Here is a 17615-nt window from a genome sequence, read left to right as displayed (position 1 = left end):
TATCCCTCCGCGTTCGCCTGTCCGTCTCATGGTCCCCGTACCTCCGGGCCGTCGTCGCGGCCGAGGGCCTTCTTTAGGAAGTCCATCCAGCGTTTGGTGTCCGCGGTCTCCTGCCGTTTCGCCTCCGCCTCGACGCTCTCGGGACCGAGGCTCTCCAATGCCTCGAGCGCCCGATCGATCCCGACGACCGCGTCGGCGAGTCGCTCGCCCTCCTCGAAGCCGATCTCGCCGTCCTCGATCAGTTCCTTGCGTTCGAGGCGCTCGCGCCGCAGGTTGCGCTTGGCCCGCTCGACGCGGTCGCGTTCGCCCTCGGGGACCGTCTCGCGACGCTTGATCTCGAAGACGAACTCTTGGAGTTGTACCTCCTCGCCTTGGATATCGATGCGCTCGGGGATGTCGACCCCGAGCGTCGACCCCTCCCGGCCGATCCGTTCGAGGAGTTGCTTGCGTTCGTACTCCTGCACACGTCACAATCGGGCACGCGGGGACAAATACTTCCCGTCCGGGGACACCCACTTGCCCCCGGGTACACTTTCGGAGCCGCCACCGCCCGTCGCCCCCGGAGCTCAGATAGTGCAGGTATCCTCGTACTCGACGTCGTGGATCGAGTCGATCCCGCCGTCGCCGCAGACTGCGCAGTCGGGGCGCGGTTCGACGGCGATCTCCCGGAACGTCATGTCGGCGGCGTCGTAAAACACCATCCGACCGTCGAGCGTCTCGCCGTACTCCAAAACGAGCTTGACGGCCTCGGTCGCCTGGATACAGCCGACGGTGCCCGGAAGCACGCCCAACACGCCCGCGGTCGCACAGTCGGGAACGGTGCCGGGTTCGGGCGCTTCGGGGAACAGACACCGATAACAGGGCCCGCCCTCGTTGGCCTCGAAGGTCGTCACCTGCCCCTCGAAACGGAGGATCGCGCCGTGGGCAAAGGGAACGCCGGCGAGCGTACAGGCGTCGTTGACGAGATACCGGGTAGCGAAGTTGTCGGAGCCGTCGACGACGACGTCGTACTCCTCGATCAACTCCTCGACGTTGTCGGCCTCCACCCGACAGTCGTGGGTTCGGACCGTCACGTCGGGGTTCTGCCGCTCAACGAACTCGCGGGCGGACTCGACCTTCTGGCGGCCGACGTCGGCATCGCCGTGGATGACCTGGCGCTGGAGGTTCGAGCGCTCGACGGCGTCGTCGTCGGCGATCCCGAGCGTGCCGACGCCGGCCGCCGCCAGATACTGGATGATCGGCGACCCGAGACCACCGGCCCCGATGCAGAGGACTGACGAGTCGAGCAGTCGAGCCTGGCCGGCGGGGCCGACATCGTCCATGATGATGTGTCTGGAGTACCGGTCGAGTTGTTCGGCGTCGAGGTCAAGCCCGGCCATGTCCGACCGTTATGCGCGCCGATATAAAATCCGTCGGGTGGGAGCGCATCGAGAGGGATCGACGCATCGGGCAGGGCGTGACGTGGCTAGACGGACCGTTTGCCGCCCGTCGCCACCGGAACACACCCCTTCTACACGTCTTCCTCACTGTTTCGACGCATCAACATGATGAACGCGAACGGCGAGAGGAACGCGATGACGGCCGAGAGGCCGAACAGGGCGAAGACGCTGTTGTCGCCCTGCATTGCCGGCGGGGCTTCCTCGTCTCCGCCGTCGCCGCTACCGCCGTCGGACCCCTCGCCGTCGCCGCCGGACTCTCCACCGCCGTCGCCACCACCGGCGCCGACGCTCATCTCGCCTACGGAGACGTCCGGAACGCCATCCCCGGAACCGACGACGACCGCGCCCTTCATGCCGACGGTCGCGTGGGGGGTGCAGACGTACGTGCTGATGCCGTCACTCTCGAAGGTCAGCGGGTAGCGCGTGCCGGCCTCGCTGGCGAGGTCGCTCTCGTATCGCTCTCCGGACTCCCGTTCCGCGACATTGTGGGTACCGCCCTCGCCGGTCCACTCGAAGACGACGGTCGTGCCCGTGTCGACGTGGACCGCCGGCGGACCGAACGCGAGGTTATTCTCGCCGGCGCCGACCTCGACGATGACCTCGTCCTCGCCGGTCATATCGACTGTCCCGTCGTAGTTGTTCGCGTCCTCGAACCAGCCGCCGTAATCAAACTCCTCCTGTGCGTAGGTCGGTCCGGCCGCCCCTGTCGCCGCTGCGGCCGTCGCCGCACCGACACCGACACGGAAGAGATTGCGCCGAGTCATCCCGGCCCCGTCGTGAGCTGTCATTCGTGCTCGCCATTGTCGGTGGGTTTATTTTTATTTTCGCATTACAATGCAGCGCCGCCTTTCGGTGATTCGCCTGGATGCGATGGCTGTAGCGCCCGCGCGACCCTGGTTCGGCCGTCACTCACCGTCGTTGAACTCGAGCGCGACCGAGTTCATGCAGTAACGCTCGCCGGTCGGGTCGGGCCCGTCCTCGAAGACGTGCCCCAGGTGTCCCTCACACCGCGCACAGACGACTTCCGTCCGGACCATGCCGTGACTGCGGTCCTCGCGGAGTTCGACGGCCCCTTCCTTGGCATCGTAGAATGAGGGCCACCCCGAGTTCGAGTCGAACTTCGTCTCCGAGTCGAACAGTTCGGCCCCACAGCCGGCACACTGGTAGACCCCCTCCTCGCTCTTGCCGAGGTACTCGCCGGAGAACTTCGGTTCGGTCCCCTGCTCGCGCAGGATTTGGTACTCATCGTCGGTGAGTGCGTCACGCCACTCGGCGTCCGTCTGTGGTATCTCCGAGTCCATACTCGATGTTCGGTCTCCAGCGGCTTTGCCGTTGCGGGGGCGGCCCAGGGTTCCGCTATCGTTGCCGCGATCCGGCTGTCGACGACGCCGTCGCCCACCCCCTCGGCGTGTCGGTATTAAGTCTCTCCTTTGTCGACCCCAGGCGCGTGCCCCAAACCCAAAGAGGCCTCCGCCGGTCGAGTCATGTATGCGCACCGAGGCCGAAATCCGCGAGCGGATCGAGGAACTGGAAGCCGAGTACGACGACTACGATCCGCCGTCATCGGAGTTTGAGGACGCGGCCGAGGTGGCCGTCCTCCGGGCGATCGAGGAGCTCGAGTGGGTGCTCGAGGAGTACGACGGGGCGGCTGGTTTCACGACCTCCTGATACGGCACCAATCGGTGCCCGCCGAACGTATTTGAGGCGACGCGGGGCGTCAGTCCTCGGTCCCGCCGTCGCGGTCGGCGCGTGCGCCGGACCCGAAGAGTCGCTCTTTGATCCCGCGTTCGTGTTCTTTCTCTGTCAAGAGCACCGAGCACTCGACGTCGTACAGAACGTCCAACACGAGCGATCCCTGGACGAGCCGCGAGAGCAGGCCCCGCTCGGTCGCACCGATGGCAAGCATGGTAGCGTCCTCGGCGGCACGAGCGATGTTCGCCTCGATATCACCGGTTTCGACGAGCAACTCGGCGTCTTCGAGGCCGTTCGCCTCGGCCCACCACTCGAGGAACGCCCGGCCCTCGACCTCGTCGTCGGCGACGTGCAGGAGCGTCACGGCCGAGTCGAACTCGGCCCGGAGAGTTTGAGCGACGGCGGCCGAGAGCTCCGAGTCGGGGCCGCCCGCGGTCGGCACGAGGAGCCGCGAGGGGTCGAAGCCGCGGTCCCGGAAGACGAGGAAGTCACACGGCAGCGAGTACGCCAGCTCGTCGATGGCCGACTCCGCGCGCCCCGGCGAGCCGTGGGCGTCCTCGCCCCAGCCCATCACCGTGACGTCCGCCCCATAGGTTCGCGCGGCGTCGAAGATCTCCTCGAAGCCCCGGTGTGAGAGAATGACGTGGGTCTCGACATCGACGCCAAACGTCTCGGCATCGGTTTGGGCGCGCTCGAGGAGGTCGCTGGCGGCGTTGTGGGCACCGCGATCGCGGGCGGCCTCCAGCGTGGTCTGGTCGGGCACGTTCGCGATGTTGATTGCGACGACCGTGCCGTCGTGTTGGTTCGCAACGGCGGAGGCGAGCGTGATCAGATGCTGCTCCGTGGCGGGGTTCGACAGCGGCACCATCACGCGGTAGTCGTCGCCCTCCGGCTGGACGGAGGTCGCCGCTGAGACGGCCGCGTCGGGGAGTTCCTCGGAGCGATCGAGGATCCAGCCGCCGAGGACACCCCTCGCTTCGACGTGCGAGCGGGCGTACAAGAAGTACCAAAGCGCCGCGAAGGCGACCAGCCCGCCCGAGAGCACGATCACACGGGGTTCGATGTACGCGATAAGAGCGAACGACGAGACCGTGCCGACGACCGGGACAAGCGGGTACAGCGGCACCTCGAAGTCGGGGTCGTACCCCGGCGGCTCGGACTCGCGCATCACGATCAACGCGAGGTTCAACAGCCCGTAAACGATGAGATGGAGCACCGATCCCGCGGTCGCGAGTAGCTCCAGGTTGCCGACGAGCAGGAAGACGATGATGAGCGCCCCGGTGAGCGCGATCGATTTGTACGGCGTCCCGAAGCGCTCGTGGATCTCGTTGAGACTCGGGGTGACGATCCTTTCTCGGCCCATCGCGAAGTTGATCCGCGACGACGAGAGAATAGAGGCGTTCGCCGAGGAGGCCGTCGCGAGCAGGCCGCCGAACAGCAACAATCCCCACCCGAGAACGCCCAATTCGAACCCGAAGAGACTGTACTGGCCGAACAGCAGCCGGGCGGCGTCAACGACCGCCGTGTCGTTGCCCGCGACGAGATCGTTCGGTACCGACGCCAACAGCACGAGCAAGAAGAGCCCATAAACGACTGTCACGAGAACGACCGACCCGATGACCGCACGGGGCAGGTTCCGGCCGGGGTCCTTGATTTCCTCGGCGACCGAGGTGATCTGGACGAAGCCGAGATACGAGACGAAGACGATGGCGGTGACGGGCAGCACCTCGCCGATCGAGCCGGGTGGGGCCAGCGGGCGAAGCGAGGCCAGATCGGCGTTCAGCAGGCCGACGACGGTAAACAGCCCGAGAATGCCCAAAAGCAGCAGGACGATGACGATCTGGAGACCGCCGGTCTCCTTTGCTCCGGCGTAATTGACGGCGATGAAGAACAGAGCGCCGACGAGGCCGATCACCTGGGCGGCCTCAAGAAACAGCGGGCCGACCGACAACGCGGGCGCGCCGACGAGCGTGTTAACGTACTCGCCGAGGCCGTACATATAAAAGGCGGAGGCAAAGGCGAGGCCGAGCCAGTTGGCCCACCCGCTGATTGAACCGAACAGCGGCCCGAGCGCGCGGTTGATATAAAAATACGCGCCGCCGGATTTCGGCATCGCGGTGCCGAGTTCCGAGGCAGAGAGGGCGGTAAACAGCGCGATGACGCCGCCGAGAACGAACGTGCCCGCGGCGAGGGGACCGGCCCGGAGCACCGCCGTCCCCGGAAGGACGAAGATACCCGCGCCGATCATCGTCCCGACGCCGATGGTGAGCGCGGCGAGCGGGCCGAGGTCCTTTGCGAGTTCCTCGTCGCTCATGCGCTTTCACCCACGTACCGATGGAGTGATACCAAGGTGTGAAAGGAATGATATCGACAAAACATACGCGGTCGTTCTGCCGCACCTCTTTTATATATTGCTAAACGTTGTCGGAACGGGGCGACCGCCGTCGACCCTCGAAAGGGTATAAATACTTCGACGGTAGATACCGGTTATGACCACCTCTCAGTCCGACGGTGGCGGGTTGCTCGCGCACGTTCTCGTGCCGGTCGCGAACGAGGAGAACGCGCTGGTGACGGCGCGAGCGCTCGAACCCTACGATCCCGGGCGGGTGACGGCCCTCCACGTCGTCGAGAAGGGAGAGGGCGCCCCCGACAAGACGCCCGTCGAACAGTCCGAGGAACTGGCCGAGGCATCCTACGCCGCGGTTCGGAGGGTCTTTCCGGACGCCGACGACCACACCGCATACGCCCGCGATGTCGTTGGCGCGATCTTCGAGGCCGCGGCGGAAGTCGATGCCAGCGCCGTCGCCTACCGCGCACGCGGCGGGAACCGCCTCCTCCAGTTTCTCTCGGGAGACCGATCGTTGCGGCTCGTCACCGAGGCGGACTGCCCGGTCGTTGCGCTGCCCCGCGAGTCCGGCGGGGACTGACGGGCATTCGAGTCGGATTCGGCGTCAGTTCGTTCGCGATCGGTGGCCGCGACGCGACGATTCAAGCCTCTCGAACCGCAAAGAGGGGTATGTCCGATGCCAGCCACGACGAACTCGAGACCGCGACACTGGGCGGCGGTTGCTTCTGGTGCGTCGAAGCCGTCCTCAAGAAACTCGACGGCGTCCGATCAGTCACCTCCGGCTACGCCGGCGGCCACGTCGATGACCCAAGCTATGAGGCAGTCTGCCGCGGCGAGACCGGCCACGCTGAGGTGGTGCATGTCGAGTTTGATCCGGCGAAGATCGCCTTTCGGGATCTGCTCGAAGTGTTCTTCACGATTCACACGCCGACGACGCTGAACCGCGAGGGACCCGACATCGGTAGCCAGTACCGATCGGCGGTGTACTACCACGACGACGAGCAACGCCAGGTCGTCGAGGATGTCATCGAGACGATCGAGCCGTTGCACGACGACGACATCGTGACCGAGGTCGAACCACTAGAGACGTTCTACCCCGCCAAGGAGTATCATCAAGATTACTTCGATAAGAATCCCAACGACACCTACTGTACGGTCAATATAAACCCGAAGCTGTCGAAACTGCGAGATAAACACGCCGAGTTGCTTGCTTGAGGGGCAACGGCCGGCGTGTCCCAGCGGTTGCGATGCTGGGAGTAGTTCTTTGTACTGGTGGGGAAATGACCCGAGTATGTACGACCGGATTCTGCTGCCGACCGACGGAAGCCGGGGGAACGACCGCGCGGTCAAACAGGCCATTGGACTGGCCGCCCAGTCCGACGCCCAACTGCACGTCCTCTTCGTCGTCGAAGACATCCCATACGCCCCGGAGATGATGGACGGGCAGGTCGAGGCCCGCCTCCGGGAGATCGGCGAGGAGGCCATCTCGGACATCCGCCAACGCGCCGACGACGCCGGCGTCGCGGTCGAAACGGCCCTCGAGGACGGCACGCCTCACCAGTCGATCCTCGAATACGCCGAGGAAGCGGAGATGGACCTCATCGTGATGGGGACCCACGGCCGGAGCGGCCTCGACCGGTATCTTCTCGGGAGCGTCACCGAGCGCGTCGTCCGGGGAGCCGATACGCCCGTGTTGACGGTCCGCGTGGACGGCGGCGACGAGGACTAGCGGTAGCCAAACGTCCGGAGTGCCGCCGACCCGGCGGCGGCGGCAAGTCCCGCGGCGACGACGGCGACGAGAACATACTCCGATGATGTCCGCACGCCGTACACCGCGGCGCCGGCCGCTCCGAACGTCGACACCGCGGTCAGCCAGATGAATCCGAGGCCGATGAGCGCCTCCCGAACGCGCACGACCCCCTCGTGGGGCGATTCGTCGCGCGCGGACACCGCCCCCGATTCGCCTTGGTCATCAGCCGGCGGGCTCCCAGTCACACCAATAAAAGCGTACCCACACAAATAAGTCGACCCTATCGATCGGCGCGCCGCTCGCGGATGACCGTCATCGCGGTCACGAGGTCCGAACGCGTCACGAGGCCGACGAGCGCCCCCGTCCGGTCGACGACCGGCAGCCGACCGACGTCGCCGCGCTCAAGCCTCGTCATCGCCTCCATCGCCTCGGTGTCCGGGCCGACCGTTTCGAGGTCGGTGCTCATCGCCTCCTCAATAGTGGTCGTCGCCCGCGAGTCCGGCGCGACGTCTCGGATGTCCGAGAGCGTCACGACACCGACGAGTCGCCCCGACTCGAGGACCGGATAGCCGGTGTGACGCTCGCCGAACATCCGATCGAGCACCTCGGCGAGCGATTCGGTCGGTTCGACGGCGCTGAGTTCCGAGGCCGGCGTCATCACGTCGGCGACGCGGACACCCTCGAACGTCGCCGCCAGCGCGGTCCGCCGGCCCTCCGCCGCCGCCGCGATGTAGACGAAGAACGCAACCGCGACCAGAAAGGGGTTGAACGCGACGATCCCGATGATCGCCAACACGACCGCGAAGGACTTCCCGACGGAGACGGCGAGTTCGGTCGCGGCCGCGTGCGACCGCGTTCGACCGAGCAGCGCCCTGAGCACCCGTCCGCCGTCTAGCGGGAACGCCGGGAGCATGTTGAACCCGGCGAGGACGATGTTCAACACCGCCAGGTAGCTGACGACGAACCGCCACGGCTCGGACGGGACAGCGTTGATGGCGACGAAACAGCCGACCCCCAACGCGACGCTGACGACGGGGCCGCCCAGCGCGATCCATAGCTCGTGGTTCCAACGCTCCGGGCGCTCCTCGGGGCGGGCGATCCCGCCGAGTAGCCACAGCGTGATCGACTCGGTCTCGTAGCCGTACCGGCGGGCGACAGCGGCGTGGCCCAACTCGTGGAGCAACACGCAGACGAACAGCCCGGTGGCTGACGCGAACCCGATGGCCCACGGCGTCGCCCCCGCTGTCAACGCTTCCGCGTCGAGGCCAGCGCCGAGGACGGCGTTGAGCGCTGTCACCGCATCGGCCATCCCGCTGCCGATGAGATACGCTAATACGGGGAGGATGAGGAGGAAGGTAACGTCGAGTTTGATCGGGATACCGGCGACCGACCCGACGCGGAACCCACGGAACATACTCGACCCTCAACCAGGGTACCAAAGAAGCTTTTCGAGGCCATCCGGGGCGAGACCCCGGTAGCAGCCTGCTACGAGCGCCCCGGGAACGACGCGTTCGGGCGCGAACCGCACGTTTCTTACCCGGCTGTCGCGTCCATTTATTTATATGGACGAGACCGTGTTGCTCACCGGGGCCAAGGGATCGGTCGGGACGGCCATCCGCGAAGGGCTCGCCGACGAGTACGACTGGCGGTACCTGTTCCACAACCCGCCGCCGTTCGATCCCGATCACCCGTACCTCGTCGGCGACGTCACCGACGAGGAACTCATCGCCGAGGCCTGCGCGGACGTTGGCGCGGTCGTCCACCTTGCCGGCGACCCCCGGCGTGACGCCCCGTGGGACTCGGTGCTCGAGAACAACATCCACGGAACAAAACTGCTCTACGATGCCGCCGTCGACGCGGGCGTCTCGCGGTTCGTCTTCGCCTCCTCGAACCACGCCGTCGGCCACTTCGAGGCCGAGCGCAAACCCGACCTCTATCAGCCCGACGACGACTTCCGACTCGACGGCACGGAACTGCCCCGCCCCGGCAACTACTACGGGATCTCGAAGGCCGCCGGCGAGACGACCGGCCGGTACTACCACGACGAATACGGCATCGACGTCTGCAACATCCGGATCGGCAACCTCACCCGGGGACACCCGCCGGTTGACTACGAGCGCGGGCAGGCGATGTGGCTCTCCTATCGCGACTGTGCGCACCTCCACGACTGCGCGCTGCGCGCCGACTACGACTACGAGATCGTCTACGGCATCTCCGATAACGACCGCAAGTACTACTCACTCGAGCGCGCGAAGGAGGCGCTGGGCTACCAGCCGCGGGACAACTCCGCGGAGTGGGACGGCGAGGAGCGAAGCTCTTAGCCGCTCTTAGGCCGTTAACGAAAATCGGGATTTCTGCCGATCCGCATACCCTGAGTTTGTAGCCATACACGGCGTGTCGGTGGGCGGTCGCCATCTGGCGGTTCGCTTGTAGTACAGACTGGGGGGTCTAGTTCCTGTGGTCAATCTGTTGTATTTCAGTATTTAGCCAGACCATTGACCAATAGAGAGATAACAGCCCTATCGCTACCGATGGAATAAGCATAAGTCCCAAAACACGGTTGAGTAGCCAAATTGCAGTTCCACTAACGGTAAAACCGCGTAAGACGAAGAAATTGATAACCATCACCTGTAGTTCTACGAATCCGAAAAAGGACAGGGAGAGAAAAGTCATAGAAATGCAGTGATAATAGTAGGACCTTGGATAAAACCACTTAGAGCCTCTTTTATCAAGAACTCGGTCAAGTGAGCGTATCTCAATTATCGGCAAAATCAGCAGAAAGACCCCCAGAACAACCGCACCAAGGACCGCTGTTTGACTGTCTGTAGCGACGTCTTTTATAAGCCTAATGCCAATCAAAAGGAGTAGAATATTAGTAAGATGAATCACCGGAAATCGACCAAGCGGGGGAAGGAAAGACAAAAACCCCGGGAAAGAGGAACGATTTTGAGTTACTGCAGATTCCAAATCTACGCTTTCCCTGAGAAAGGAAGATAGACCGGTCACAACGGCCAATAACAGGGGTATGAATAGGGCTACAGTTTCGTTTACCATTCAGTCATAGTCTCATTATCAAGAATAAAAAGTAATCAGGGTGTCTGGCAATAGAACACAGGGCCTTCCCCAATGTATGAGTTCAGGTGAATGTAGTACAGTTAAAAATCATTAATATTAATCATGACTCCCCTTCACATATTCCCGAGTTGGCCGAACTACCTGAGGCTGAAGCGCAGAGAAATAGTGAAGCCGGGAGCATGGATGACTTCCCTCAGAATATGTGTTTTCACCTTTCACGGAATGTGAATCGGCTTCTAATGGGAACTGAGAGTAATTCACCATACCCTACTGGGTACTAAGTGGGATTGAAGCCGAGGATCTCCCCGCACACGCCGCATTTATATACCTCAGCGGATCCCTCGATGAACCTAAACCGATCCAGATTAACCTCGGGAACGTCCGTGATCGTGTTGATGTCGTTGTGAGCAACGTCCTCGTCACAGGTTTCGCAGTAGAACGCGTCGTCTGCCATACCGGCTGTACGGTTCCCGCGCATACATACGTTGGTGTCGTGTGTGATACTAATTTATTATCGTCGCGGGGGTGATCCCCGTCGGACGGCCCTCTCACCCCCGCAGGGCTTCGACCGGCGGATCGTTGGCCGCCTTCCAGGCCGGATACAGCCCGCTTACCACGCTCGCGAAGACGGCGAACCCGAAGCCGTACAGCAGGTACCGCGAACTCTCCCAGCCGAAGACCAACGTTGCGTCCCCGGCGAGGACCTCGAACAGGACGAGGCCGGTCCCGAGCGACAGGATCGCGCCGATGATCCCGCCGATGATCCCGAGGAACGCGGCCTCGGCGAGGATCATCCGGAGCACCTCGCCGCGGCGGATCCCGACGGCGCGCAACACGCCGATCTCGCCGCGGCGTTCGATCGTGCTCATCAGCATGATGTTGAGGATCGCAACGCTCGCGACGACGAGCGAGATCAGTCCGATCCCGAGCAGCGCGAGGTTGAGCGTCCCCAGGAAGGAGTTGATGTCCTCCTGTGCTCCCGCGAAACTCCTGACACTCAGTATCTCCTCGTCCTCGTCGTTGAACTCGGCTTCGAGCGTGTCGGCGATGCTGGTGGCCGCGTCGCCGTCCGCGGCGACAACCGTCACCGTGTCGTAGTACTCCTGCTCGGAGAGCGCCGAGAGCGGGAGGACAAGTTCGTCCCCCCCGGGACCGAACCCGTCATCGGATTCGATGAACCCCCGGAGCCGATACAACGTCCCGTCGTACTCCACGGGATCGCCGAGTTCTAGCCCCAACTCCTCGGCCGTGTCGGCGCTCAACAGCGCGCCGGAACGGAGCCGCTCGGGGGCCTCCCCAGCCGACGTCTCATAGAGCGCATCCGCCTGGCTTACCCCGGTAACGGAGACGCGGACGCTCTCTCCGCTCCGCGTGGAAAGCGTCGTCGCGTTGGATTTCTGCGGGACGACATCGGCGTCGACGACAACGCTCCGGATGTCGTCCACTTGACCGTCGGTGATCCCGTCTTGATCGCTGTCGGCCCCCGACGAAACGATCACGTCGCTCGTGAGGCTGCCCAGATTCGTGTTCGCCTGCTGTTGGATCGCCGCCCCCGCCATACCGAGCGAGACGATGGCGACGACGCCGATGATGATACCGAGCGTCGCAAGCCCCGTCCGGACCCGGTTGCGGCCGAGGTTCTGCCAGGCGATCTCCACGCTCGGGAACCGCCGGAACGGTCGAAACCGGGTCACGACTGTATCCTCCCGTCGACCAACTCGACGACCCGATCGGTGTACTCAAGCAGCTGTTCGTCGTGCGTGACGGCGACGATCGCGACGTCCTCCTCCTCTTTCAGCCGGGTGAGCTCCTCGAGGATGGTCCTGCTCGTGTCCTGATCGAGGTTGCCCGTCGGCTCGTCGGCCAGCACTACGTCGGGTTCGTTGATCAACGAGCGGGCGATGGCGACGCGCTGCTTCTGTCCGCCGGAGAGCTCCTCCGGCGTGTGGTCGAGCCGGTCACCGAGCCCCACCCGTTCCAGCAGGTCGATCGCCCGATCGCGCCGGTCGACGGAGGTGTCCCACCGTGAGGGCAACTCGACGTTCTCGACGGCGGTGAGCATCGGCAACAGGTGAAACGCCTGGAAGACGAAGCCGAGTTTCGACCGACGCTCCTCGGTGAGTTCGTCCCCGGTAAAGTCGGTCACGTCCGTCCCGTCGAGGTAGACGCTGCCCTCGGTCGGCGTATCGAGCAGGCCGATCAGGTTGAGCATCGTGCTCTTTCCCGATCCGGAGGGTCCGATGATCGTCACCATCTCGCCGTGACGGGCGTGGAAGTCGACGCCCTTCAGCGCCTCGACGACGTTCTGCCCGCTCCGATACCGCTTGACGACGCCGCCGAGTTCGATGACGTTCACCGCCTGCGCCATGTGTACACACCCGCACCGAGAACTACGAGCACGCCGAGGCCGATCGCGATCGGCACGAGCGGAAGACCGCCGACGTTGCCGCCCCCGCCCCCGCTGCTTTCGGCCGCCGGCGTCACCCCGCCGGTTTCCGCGAGGTCGATGCGCTGGGTCGTCTGCACCCGTTCGTTCTCGGCGATATACGAGATCTCGACGGGGACGGACGACGCGTTCGGCTGCGCCTCCGCAGTGAGTTCGAACGTCGCGAACTCGCCCGTCTCGACCTCTCCGACAAAGTACCTGCCGGACGGCGGTACCGGCCGTACGTCCGCGGAGCCGGACACCTCGACGAGTACCGACCCGGCGTCGGTGCCGCCGATGTTCGAGGCGTCGCCCTCGAGCGTGACGCCCGTTGCCGTTCGCGTGATCTCGACGCTCGTGAGCAGCACCTCACCGAGCACCTCCTCGCGCTCCCGCAGGTCGATCGTGTGGGTTGCGGTGTGAGACCGGTCGTTCGCCGTGAATGTGGCCTCGAACGTGACGCGTTCGTTCGAGGCGTTTCTGGTGTCGAAGACAGCCGTCCGGTTCGTCTCGGGGTCCAGATCAAAGATGTAGGTCCGGTCGATCACTGTACCGTCCGCGCTGGCGGTTAGTTCGATGTCGGTGAACTCCACGTTGCCGGCGTTCGTCACGTCCAGTTGGGTCGTCCCGTACCGGCCGTTGTCGGCGTCGGCGTCCAGTTGGGCGCGCACCCTTGGCTCCTCAACGTCCAGTATCAGTGGGCGCTCATACGTTTGGATCGTGCCGTCATCGCTCTTGACAACGACGTTCACCGTCAAGTCCTTCTCACCCGTCGTCTCGAACGTCACCGACATCGGGACCGTGACCGATCCACCGGGATCGAGCGTGCCGATCTCTTCGACCCGAACGAACGTCTTCGCCCCCGGCGCCGTCCGGAGGTAAACGTCTGTGATGTCCAGGTTCCCGTCGCTGCTCTCGAGGTTCGCGATCGTGGTCTCGATCAGCACGCTATCGCCCGTGACCGGGTTATCGGTGGTCACGTTCACGCCGGTGATCTGTCCGTTGGTCTGTGCCGCGGACGTGGAGACCGCCGCGACGCCGAGGCCGGCGAACGCGAACGCACACACCATCATACAAAACACCAACCGCCGCACGTTCGTACGCCCAGTCATCGAAACCGCCGAGTCGTCGGCCGGACCTCGATCCCGAAGTCCGTCACCGACCGTGTCGAGACCGTACATCTCTTGTTAATCATATATAAACGCTCGCCGAGTTAAACAGTTGTCATCGCACGGCCAGACGTCGAAACCAACCTCGGACAGGCGTCAGTCTCTCGGATTCGGATCGAACCTTCGGACTCGTCTCAACCGCTCGGATACCGCCCAACAGGCCGGACGCCGTCGAATCGGACCCCCGCCCTCCGCTCACTCGAACAGCCCCTCGACGTCGGCCGCCCGTGATCGTCGCCGCCCGACGTGGTCGCTCAGACGCTGCCGAACGATCGGCGCCGGGTCGCGAACGTAATCCAGCGTGAGCGTCACGATCGGGCTTGCCTCATCACCGTTCTCGAGGTCGGATTCGGCGTAGTCGACGGCCGCGCGGAGCAGGTCGTCGTCGGCCGTCTCCGCGACCGCTTTCGCCGCCGTGACGACGCCCCCCGGGGTGAGGTCGTAGACGCCGATGGCGTCGCCGTCGAGATGAATCTCGGGTGGGGCGTCGCGGGCCCCGAGCGTCGGATCGGCGGCGAGTCGCTCGAGCCACGCGAGAAGTTCGCCGACGTCGACGCGGCCGTGAGCCTCCCTCCCGGTGTCCCCGCTGATGGGTATATACTCGCCCGCGCTTTCCGCGAGTCCGGCCGCGCCTGCTTCGTTGCCGTTTTGCGACTTATATACGGCGGCACAGGCCTGTATCAGCCCCTGTACGCGGTCGTCACGCTCGCCGGCCGGCGCGTCGAGCCACAGGTCCTCAAGCGGTTCATGAGCCGCGAGGTAGCGTCCGGTATTATAAAGGGCGATCCCGACTCGCAGGCGATCCATGTTCGCCCGTTTCGACTGGATATATAAATGGCCGTCGCCGGAGGCGCGGCCGACAGCGTCCGTCGCGACACCAGTGTCGGCGACCGCTGTCGCGCGCCATTAGCCGCCGTCCGACTCCACCGGCCCCGGACGTCGCCCCCGACATCGCCCCTCCGAACAGCGGATGTCGAACCCCGCCGACACGTAGAACGGCCGTACCGAGGGATCGAACCCCGCCGAGAGCGACGGACGGCGGTCGGCGGCCGCCTCGATCAGCGCCGCCCCGACGCCCTGTCCCCGCCGACCGGGGCGGACGGCGACCGCGTCGATCTCACATCCCCTGAGGACCAACGCGCCGAGGATCCGGCCGCCGTCGACGGCGACGAGCGTCAACGATCGGACGAGGCGGCCGCGCTCGACGGTCAACAGTGCCCCTTCGAAGATCGACCGGGCAGTCACGTACTCGTCGGGCGTCGCGGGGCGGACGGCGACCGAGCGGCTCACGTTCCGCCTTGTATAAGCTTGAGCACCTGAACCGACTCGGCCCCGACCGGGCGGTCCTCGGGAACGGGACTGTCGTCAACGAGCACGGAGGCTTCGTGGGTCGAGAGGCCGACAGCATCGAGCACGTCGCCGTAGGTCGCGTCGGCGTCGAGTTCGAGGTCGTGGATCCCGCCGCCGAGGACCTCACACGTCACGTCCATGTGCGCCGGTACGATGTCGAGCGGTTTCAGCGTGCTGTTCCGGCCGTCCGGTCGGTACGGATGGATTCAAATATCCGCCAGGCCGCCCCGGCGCTGGCTCGCGAGCCGTCGCAACGACGACAACCCGAGCACGACTACGCCCGCGCCGACGCCGAAGACGATGACCGAGACGAGCGCCCCGACGTACGGGACGAGTCCGAGGAGCGTCACCCCGAACACGCCGACGAGGAGGGCGAGCGAGCGGCTCCCGTACTCCGTGTACGAGAGCACCACCGCGCCGACGACGTACTGCCCGTAGACCCGGGCGACCCACCCCAACACGAGCACCGAGAGCAACACGCCGACGGCGAGCGGAAGGCCGACCACCGTCACGGCAAGGACAACGACCGCGAGGAGGGACCCGATCGCCGCCGCCAGCCCCACGCCGACGGTGTAGACCGGCTCCGTCCGCGCCGTCTCGGTCGCCGAGTCGGCAAAGCGCGGTGCGACCCGGAGGAGAACGAGACCCAGGAGGATATCACCGATCAGGAAGGCAGCGCTGACGACGGCGGCCAGGATCTCGGTCGGCGGACCGAGCGCGAGGTCGCGACCGTCCTGGATCGCGCCTTCGACCGTCCCGCCCCGGTCTTCGAGGTCGCCGAAGTGATTGAGGTTCCCCTCGACGGTCGCGGTCTCGGCGAGCGTGACCGAACCGGCGATCGCCGAGGCGTCGCCACCGACTCGACCCGAAAGCGTCACATCACCGGCGACCGCGCCGAAGGAGCGCCCCACGGCGGCCGTCTCGCCGACGCGGACCGACCCGCCGTATGCGAGGACGTTGCCGCCGACCGATCCGTCGATCGCGACCGACCCGCCGTAGGCGCGGACGATCCCCGTCACCTCGCCCCCCTCGGCGATGCGGACCGACCCGCCGTAGACCCGGAGGTCGCCGTCGACGGTCCCCTCGACCACGACGGTCGCACCGGCCGCGGAGGTGTCCCCGACCGTCTCCTCGGGGCCGACCTGGACCGATCCGCCGACGAGCGTCTCCGCGGCGACGACCCCCGGGAGGAGGGCGAACGAGGCGACAAGGCCGACGAGCGCGAGGAGGACAACAGAGCGTCGCATAGGGGTGATCTGACCGCCGCCGTGCATATGTTTTCCGCGTCTCCTCGAGGGGATCCAGCGACGCCCGGAGGCCCACACGGCCCGCCGTCTCGGGGCCTTTATGCCCGACCCGACCGAGGTACAAATATGAGCGAGGCCGCTGCCGAGGACCGCGGGCGGGAAATCTGGATCGAGAAGTACCGCCCGCAGGCGCTCGACGAGATCGTCGGCCACGAGGGTATCACCGAACGGCTGAAGCAGTACATTGATCAGCAAGACTTGCCGCATCTTCTGTTCGCGGGGCCGGCCGGAACGGGAAAGTGTCTCACCGGTGAGACGCCGGTCCTGACGGGCGACGGGATCGAACCAATCGGAAACGTCGTCGGCGAAACGGATGGACTCACCGAGGCGGATGCCGATCTCGAGGTGGCGACGTTCGACAAAAACAGCGGGTTCGAGTTCGTCTCCCCATCACACGTGTTCGGAACGGAGACCGACGATCTCGTTCGCGTCTCGACACGGGACGGCGGCGAGTCGACGGTCACACCGGAACATCGTCTGTTGACGATCGACGACGACGGGCTCTCGTGGAGACAGGCTGTGGATCTGGAAGCCGGTGATCGCATCGCCCGACCCCACGGAACGCCGCTCCCTGAAACCGACGGGACGATCGAGTGGGTGGACGCCCTCGATGGCGACCGCGTGTTCGTCCACGTGACCGAAGCATTCGCGGAACGACACGGGATTCCGGCGACACAGAACCACGTCGGAATCAAAAAAGCGGTCTTCGAAGGGATTCGAACCGGGGAAACAAACGACGAGATAGCCGACCGGATCGAAGCAAAAACGGACCGGATCGAAGCAAAAACGAAGACGATCCAACGCTACCGACGCGAAGCCGCCGACATTGACCTCGATGCGACATCGAGTGTCTGCTCGCTCTCGTATCTGCGCTCCTTGGACGAGTCACGGGAATCACTCCGAAAACACGTCGATGCGATCCAGTACGTCTCACCGAACAATAACCGTTCCCGCCCGATCGAGCCACCCTGGGAACTGACGCCAAAGCTCGCCGCGTTCGCCGGACTCGCGTTGAGCGAGGCCCGGATAGAATCGACCCGGATCAAGTTCTATAACACCGA

General features: G+C 64.9%; 21 protein-coding genes and 1 pseudogene. 6 read left to right on the top strand and 16 right to left on the bottom strand.

Annotated features, from left to right (window positions below; genetic code table 11):
• Nucleotides 1–26: 26 nt before the first annotated feature.
• The 4 genes from ACI944_RS01135 to msrB all read right to left on the bottom strand — a co-directional run bounded on the left by ACI944_RS01135 (nt 27) and on the right by msrB (nt 2740).
• Nucleotides 27–464: a DUF5788 family protein gene (locus ACI944_RS01135; protein WP_411717227.1), complete on the bottom strand. Its 438-nt coding sequence runs from the start codon at nt 462–464 to the stop codon at nt 27–29.
• A gap of 102 nt (nt 465–566) precedes the next feature.
• The gene (gene ubaA, locus ACI944_RS01130; protein ID WP_411717226.1) at nt 567–1379 is read right to left on the bottom strand and encodes an SAMP-activating enzyme E1; all 813 of its coding nucleotides are present in this window, start codon (nt 1377–1379) and stop codon (nt 567–569) included.
• A gap of 131 nt (nt 1380–1510) precedes the next feature.
• Nucleotides 1511–2227 (bottom strand): halocyanin domain-containing protein, encoded by a 717-nt coding sequence (locus tag ACI944_RS01125; protein WP_411717225.1) that lies wholly within the window; start codon nt 2225–2227, stop codon nt 1511–1513.
• A gap of 117 nt (nt 2228–2344) precedes the next feature.
• The gene (msrB, locus tag ACI944_RS01120) at nt 2345–2740 is read right to left on the bottom strand and encodes a peptide-methionine (R)-S-oxide reductase MsrB (RefSeq protein WP_411717224.1); all 396 of its coding nucleotides are present in this window, start codon (nt 2738–2740) and stop codon (nt 2345–2347) included.
• Between the two features lie 187 nt (nt 2741–2927).
• On the opposite strand from msrB, the gene ACI944_RS01115 reads away from it, so the two are divergent.
• Entirely contained in the window at nt 2928–3107 is a 180-nt protein-coding gene (locus ACI944_RS01115) for a hypothetical protein (protein WP_411717223.1), read from the top strand.
• A 49-nt stretch (nt 3108–3156) separates the two neighbouring features.
• Here the strand turns inward: ACI944_RS01115 and ACI944_RS01110 are convergent, their stop codons facing one another.
• Entirely contained in the window at nt 3157–5445 is a 2289-nt protein-coding gene (locus ACI944_RS01110) for an amino acid permease (RefSeq protein ID WP_411717222.1), read from the bottom strand.
• Between the two features lie 175 nt (nt 5446–5620).
• Between ACI944_RS01110 and ACI944_RS01105 the strand changes: the two genes are divergently transcribed.
• From ACI944_RS01105 to ACI944_RS01095, 3 genes are all read left to right on the top strand, one after another.
• Entirely contained in the window at nt 5621–6058 is a 438-nt protein-coding gene (locus tag ACI944_RS01105) for a universal stress protein (protein ID WP_411717221.1), read from the top strand.
• 89 nt (nt 6059–6147) lie between these two features.
• Nucleotides 6148–6693: a peptide-methionine (S)-S-oxide reductase MsrA gene (gene msrA, locus ACI944_RS01100; RefSeq protein ID WP_411717220.1), complete on the top strand. Its 546-nt coding sequence runs from the start codon at nt 6148–6150 to the stop codon at nt 6691–6693.
• 76 nt (nt 6694–6769) lie between these two features.
• Complete coding sequence (locus ACI944_RS01095; RefSeq protein ID WP_411717219.1) at nt 6770–7207, top strand: universal stress protein; 438 nt, start codon at nt 6770–6772, stop codon at nt 7205–7207.
• On the opposite strand, the gene ACI944_RS01090 is transcribed toward ACI944_RS01095, so the two are convergent.
• Complete coding sequence (locus tag ACI944_RS01090; RefSeq protein ID WP_411717218.1) at nt 7204–7473, bottom strand: hypothetical protein; 270 nt, start codon at nt 7471–7473, stop codon at nt 7204–7206. The genes ACI944_RS01095 and ACI944_RS01090 overlap by 4 nt on opposite strands.
• A 35-nt stretch (nt 7474–7508) precedes the next feature.
• A complete protein-coding gene (locus ACI944_RS01085; protein ID WP_411717217.1) occupies nt 7509–8642 on the bottom strand; it encodes a CBS domain-containing protein in 1134 nt (377 codons plus the stop codon).
• 148 nt (nt 8643–8790) lie between these two features.
• Between ACI944_RS01085 and azf the strand changes: the two genes are divergently transcribed.
• Nucleotides 8791–9549, top strand: coding sequence for an NAD-dependent glucose-6-phosphate dehydrogenase Azf (gene azf / locus ACI944_RS01080; protein WP_411717216.1), 759 nt, complete (start codon nt 8791–8793; stop codon nt 9547–9549).
• Nucleotides 9550–9676: 127 nt separating this feature from the next.
• Here azf and ACI944_RS01075 read toward each other — a convergent pair whose 3' ends face one another.
• From ACI944_RS01075 to ACI944_RS01035, 9 genes are all read right to left on the bottom strand, one after another.
• On the bottom strand, nt 9677–10282 hold the full coding sequence (locus tag ACI944_RS01075) for a hypothetical protein (RefSeq protein WP_411717215.1): 606 nt from the start codon (nt 10280–10282) through the stop codon (nt 9677–9679).
• Between the two features lie 298 nt (nt 10283–10580).
• Entirely contained in the window at nt 10581–10757 is a 177-nt protein-coding gene (locus tag ACI944_RS01070; RefSeq protein WP_411717214.1) for a hypothetical protein, read from the bottom strand.
• A gap of 94 nt (nt 10758–10851) precedes the next feature.
• Nucleotides 10852–11997 carry an ABC transporter permease gene (locus tag ACI944_RS01065; protein ID WP_411717213.1) on the bottom strand — a complete coding sequence of 382 codons (1146 nt, stop codon included), beginning with the start codon at nt 11995–11997 and terminating at the stop codon, nt 10852–10854.
• Nucleotides 11994–12659, bottom strand: coding sequence for an ABC transporter ATP-binding protein (locus ACI944_RS01060; RefSeq protein WP_411717241.1), 666 nt, complete (start codon nt 12657–12659; stop codon nt 11994–11996). Before ACI944_RS01060 ends, ACI944_RS01065 begins: the two co-directional genes overlap by 4 nt.
• Nucleotides 12656–13909, bottom strand: a complete 1254-nt coding sequence (locus tag ACI944_RS01055) for a hypothetical protein (protein WP_411717212.1) — start codon at nt 13907–13909, stop codon at nt 12656–12658. The genes ACI944_RS01060 and ACI944_RS01055 overlap by 4 nt, the downstream gene beginning before the upstream one ends.
• A gap of 183 nt (nt 13910–14092) precedes the next feature.
• Nucleotides 14093–14704 carry a DUF309 domain-containing protein gene (locus ACI944_RS01050; RefSeq protein ID WP_411717211.1) on the bottom strand — a complete coding sequence of 204 codons (612 nt, stop codon included), beginning with the start codon at nt 14702–14704 and terminating at the stop codon, nt 14093–14095.
• 99 nt (nt 14705–14803) lie between these two features.
• Entirely contained in the window at nt 14804–15187 is a 384-nt protein-coding gene (locus ACI944_RS01045) for a GNAT family N-acetyltransferase (protein WP_411717210.1), read from the bottom strand.
• The gene (samp2, locus tag ACI944_RS01040) at nt 15184–15387 is read right to left on the bottom strand and encodes a ubiquitin-like small modifier protein SAMP2 (protein ID WP_411717209.1); all 204 of its coding nucleotides are present in this window, start codon (nt 15385–15387) and stop codon (nt 15184–15186) included. Before samp2 ends, ACI944_RS01045 begins: the two co-directional genes overlap by 4 nt.
• A gap of 66 nt (nt 15388–15453) precedes the next feature.
• On the bottom strand, nt 15454–16494 hold the full coding sequence (locus ACI944_RS01035) for a bactofilin family protein (RefSeq protein ID WP_411717208.1): 1041 nt from the start codon (nt 16492–16494) through the stop codon (nt 15454–15456).
• Between the two features lie 126 nt (nt 16495–16620).
• On the opposite strand from ACI944_RS01035, the pseudogene ACI944_RS01030 reads away from it, so the two are divergent.
• A pseudogene (locus ACI944_RS01030) lies at nt 16621–17615 on the top strand (Replication factor C small subunit); the annotation flags it as partial.

This window comes from Natronomonas sp., assembly GCF_046710025.1.
Lineage (GTDB): Archaea > Halobacteriota > Halobacteria > Halobacteriales > Haloarculaceae > Natronomonas.
This window is presented reverse-complemented; position numbering and strand designations above follow the sequence as displayed.

Coding starts and splice junctions, on each gene's coding strand:
- ubaA (WP_411717226.1), bottom strand. CDS start 1,379: ATGGCCGGGCTTGACCTCGACGCCGAACAACTCGACCGGTACTCCAGA.
- ACI944_RS01125 (WP_411717225.1), bottom strand. CDS start 2,227: ATGACAGCTCACGACGGGGCCGGGATGACTCGGCGCAATCTCTTCCGT.
- msrB (WP_411717224.1), bottom strand. CDS start 2,740: ATGGACTCGGAGATACCACAGACGGACGCCGAGTGGCGTGACGCACTC.
- ACI944_RS01115 (WP_411717223.1), top strand. CDS start 2,928: ATGCGCACCGAGGCCGAAATCCGCGAGCGGATCGAGGAACTGGAAGCC.
- ACI944_RS01110 (WP_411717222.1), bottom strand. CDS start 5,445: ATGAGCGACGAGGAACTCGCAAAGGACCTCGGCCCGCTCGCCGCGCTC.
- ACI944_RS01105 (WP_411717221.1), top strand. CDS start 5,621: ATGACCACCTCTCAGTCCGACGGTGGCGGGTTGCTCGCGCACGTTCTC.
- msrA (WP_411717220.1), top strand. CDS start 6,148: ATGTCCGATGCCAGCCACGACGAACTCGAGACCGCGACACTGGGCGGC.
- ACI944_RS01095 (WP_411717219.1), top strand. CDS start 6,770: ATGTACGACCGGATTCTGCTGCCGACCGACGGAAGCCGGGGGAACGAC.
- ACI944_RS01085 (WP_411717217.1), bottom strand. CDS start 8,642: ATGTTCCGTGGGTTCCGCGTCGGGTCGGTCGCCGGTATCCCGATCAAA.
- azf (WP_411717216.1), top strand. CDS start 8,791: ATGGACGAGACCGTGTTGCTCACCGGGGCCAAGGGATCGGTCGGGACG.
- ACI944_RS01075 (WP_411717215.1), bottom strand. CDS start 10,282: ATGGTAAACGAAACTGTAGCCCTATTCATACCCCTGTTATTGGCCGTT.
- ACI944_RS01070 (WP_411717214.1), bottom strand. CDS start 10,757: ATGGCAGACGACGCGTTCTACTGCGAAACCTGTGACGAGGACGTTGCT.
- ACI944_RS01055 (WP_411717212.1), bottom strand. CDS start 13,909: ATGTACGGTCTCGACACGGTCGGTGACGGACTTCGGGATCGAGGTCCG.
- ACI944_RS01050 (WP_411717211.1), bottom strand. CDS start 14,704: ATGGATCGCCTGCGAGTCGGGATCGCCCTTTATAATACCGGACGCTAC.
- samp2 (WP_411717209.1), bottom strand. CDS start 15,387: ATGGACGTGACGTGTGAGGTCCTCGGCGGCGGGATCCACGACCTCGAA.
- ACI944_RS01035 (WP_411717208.1), bottom strand. CDS start 16,494: ATGCGACGCTCTGTTGTCCTCCTCGCGCTCGTCGGCCTTGTCGCCTCG.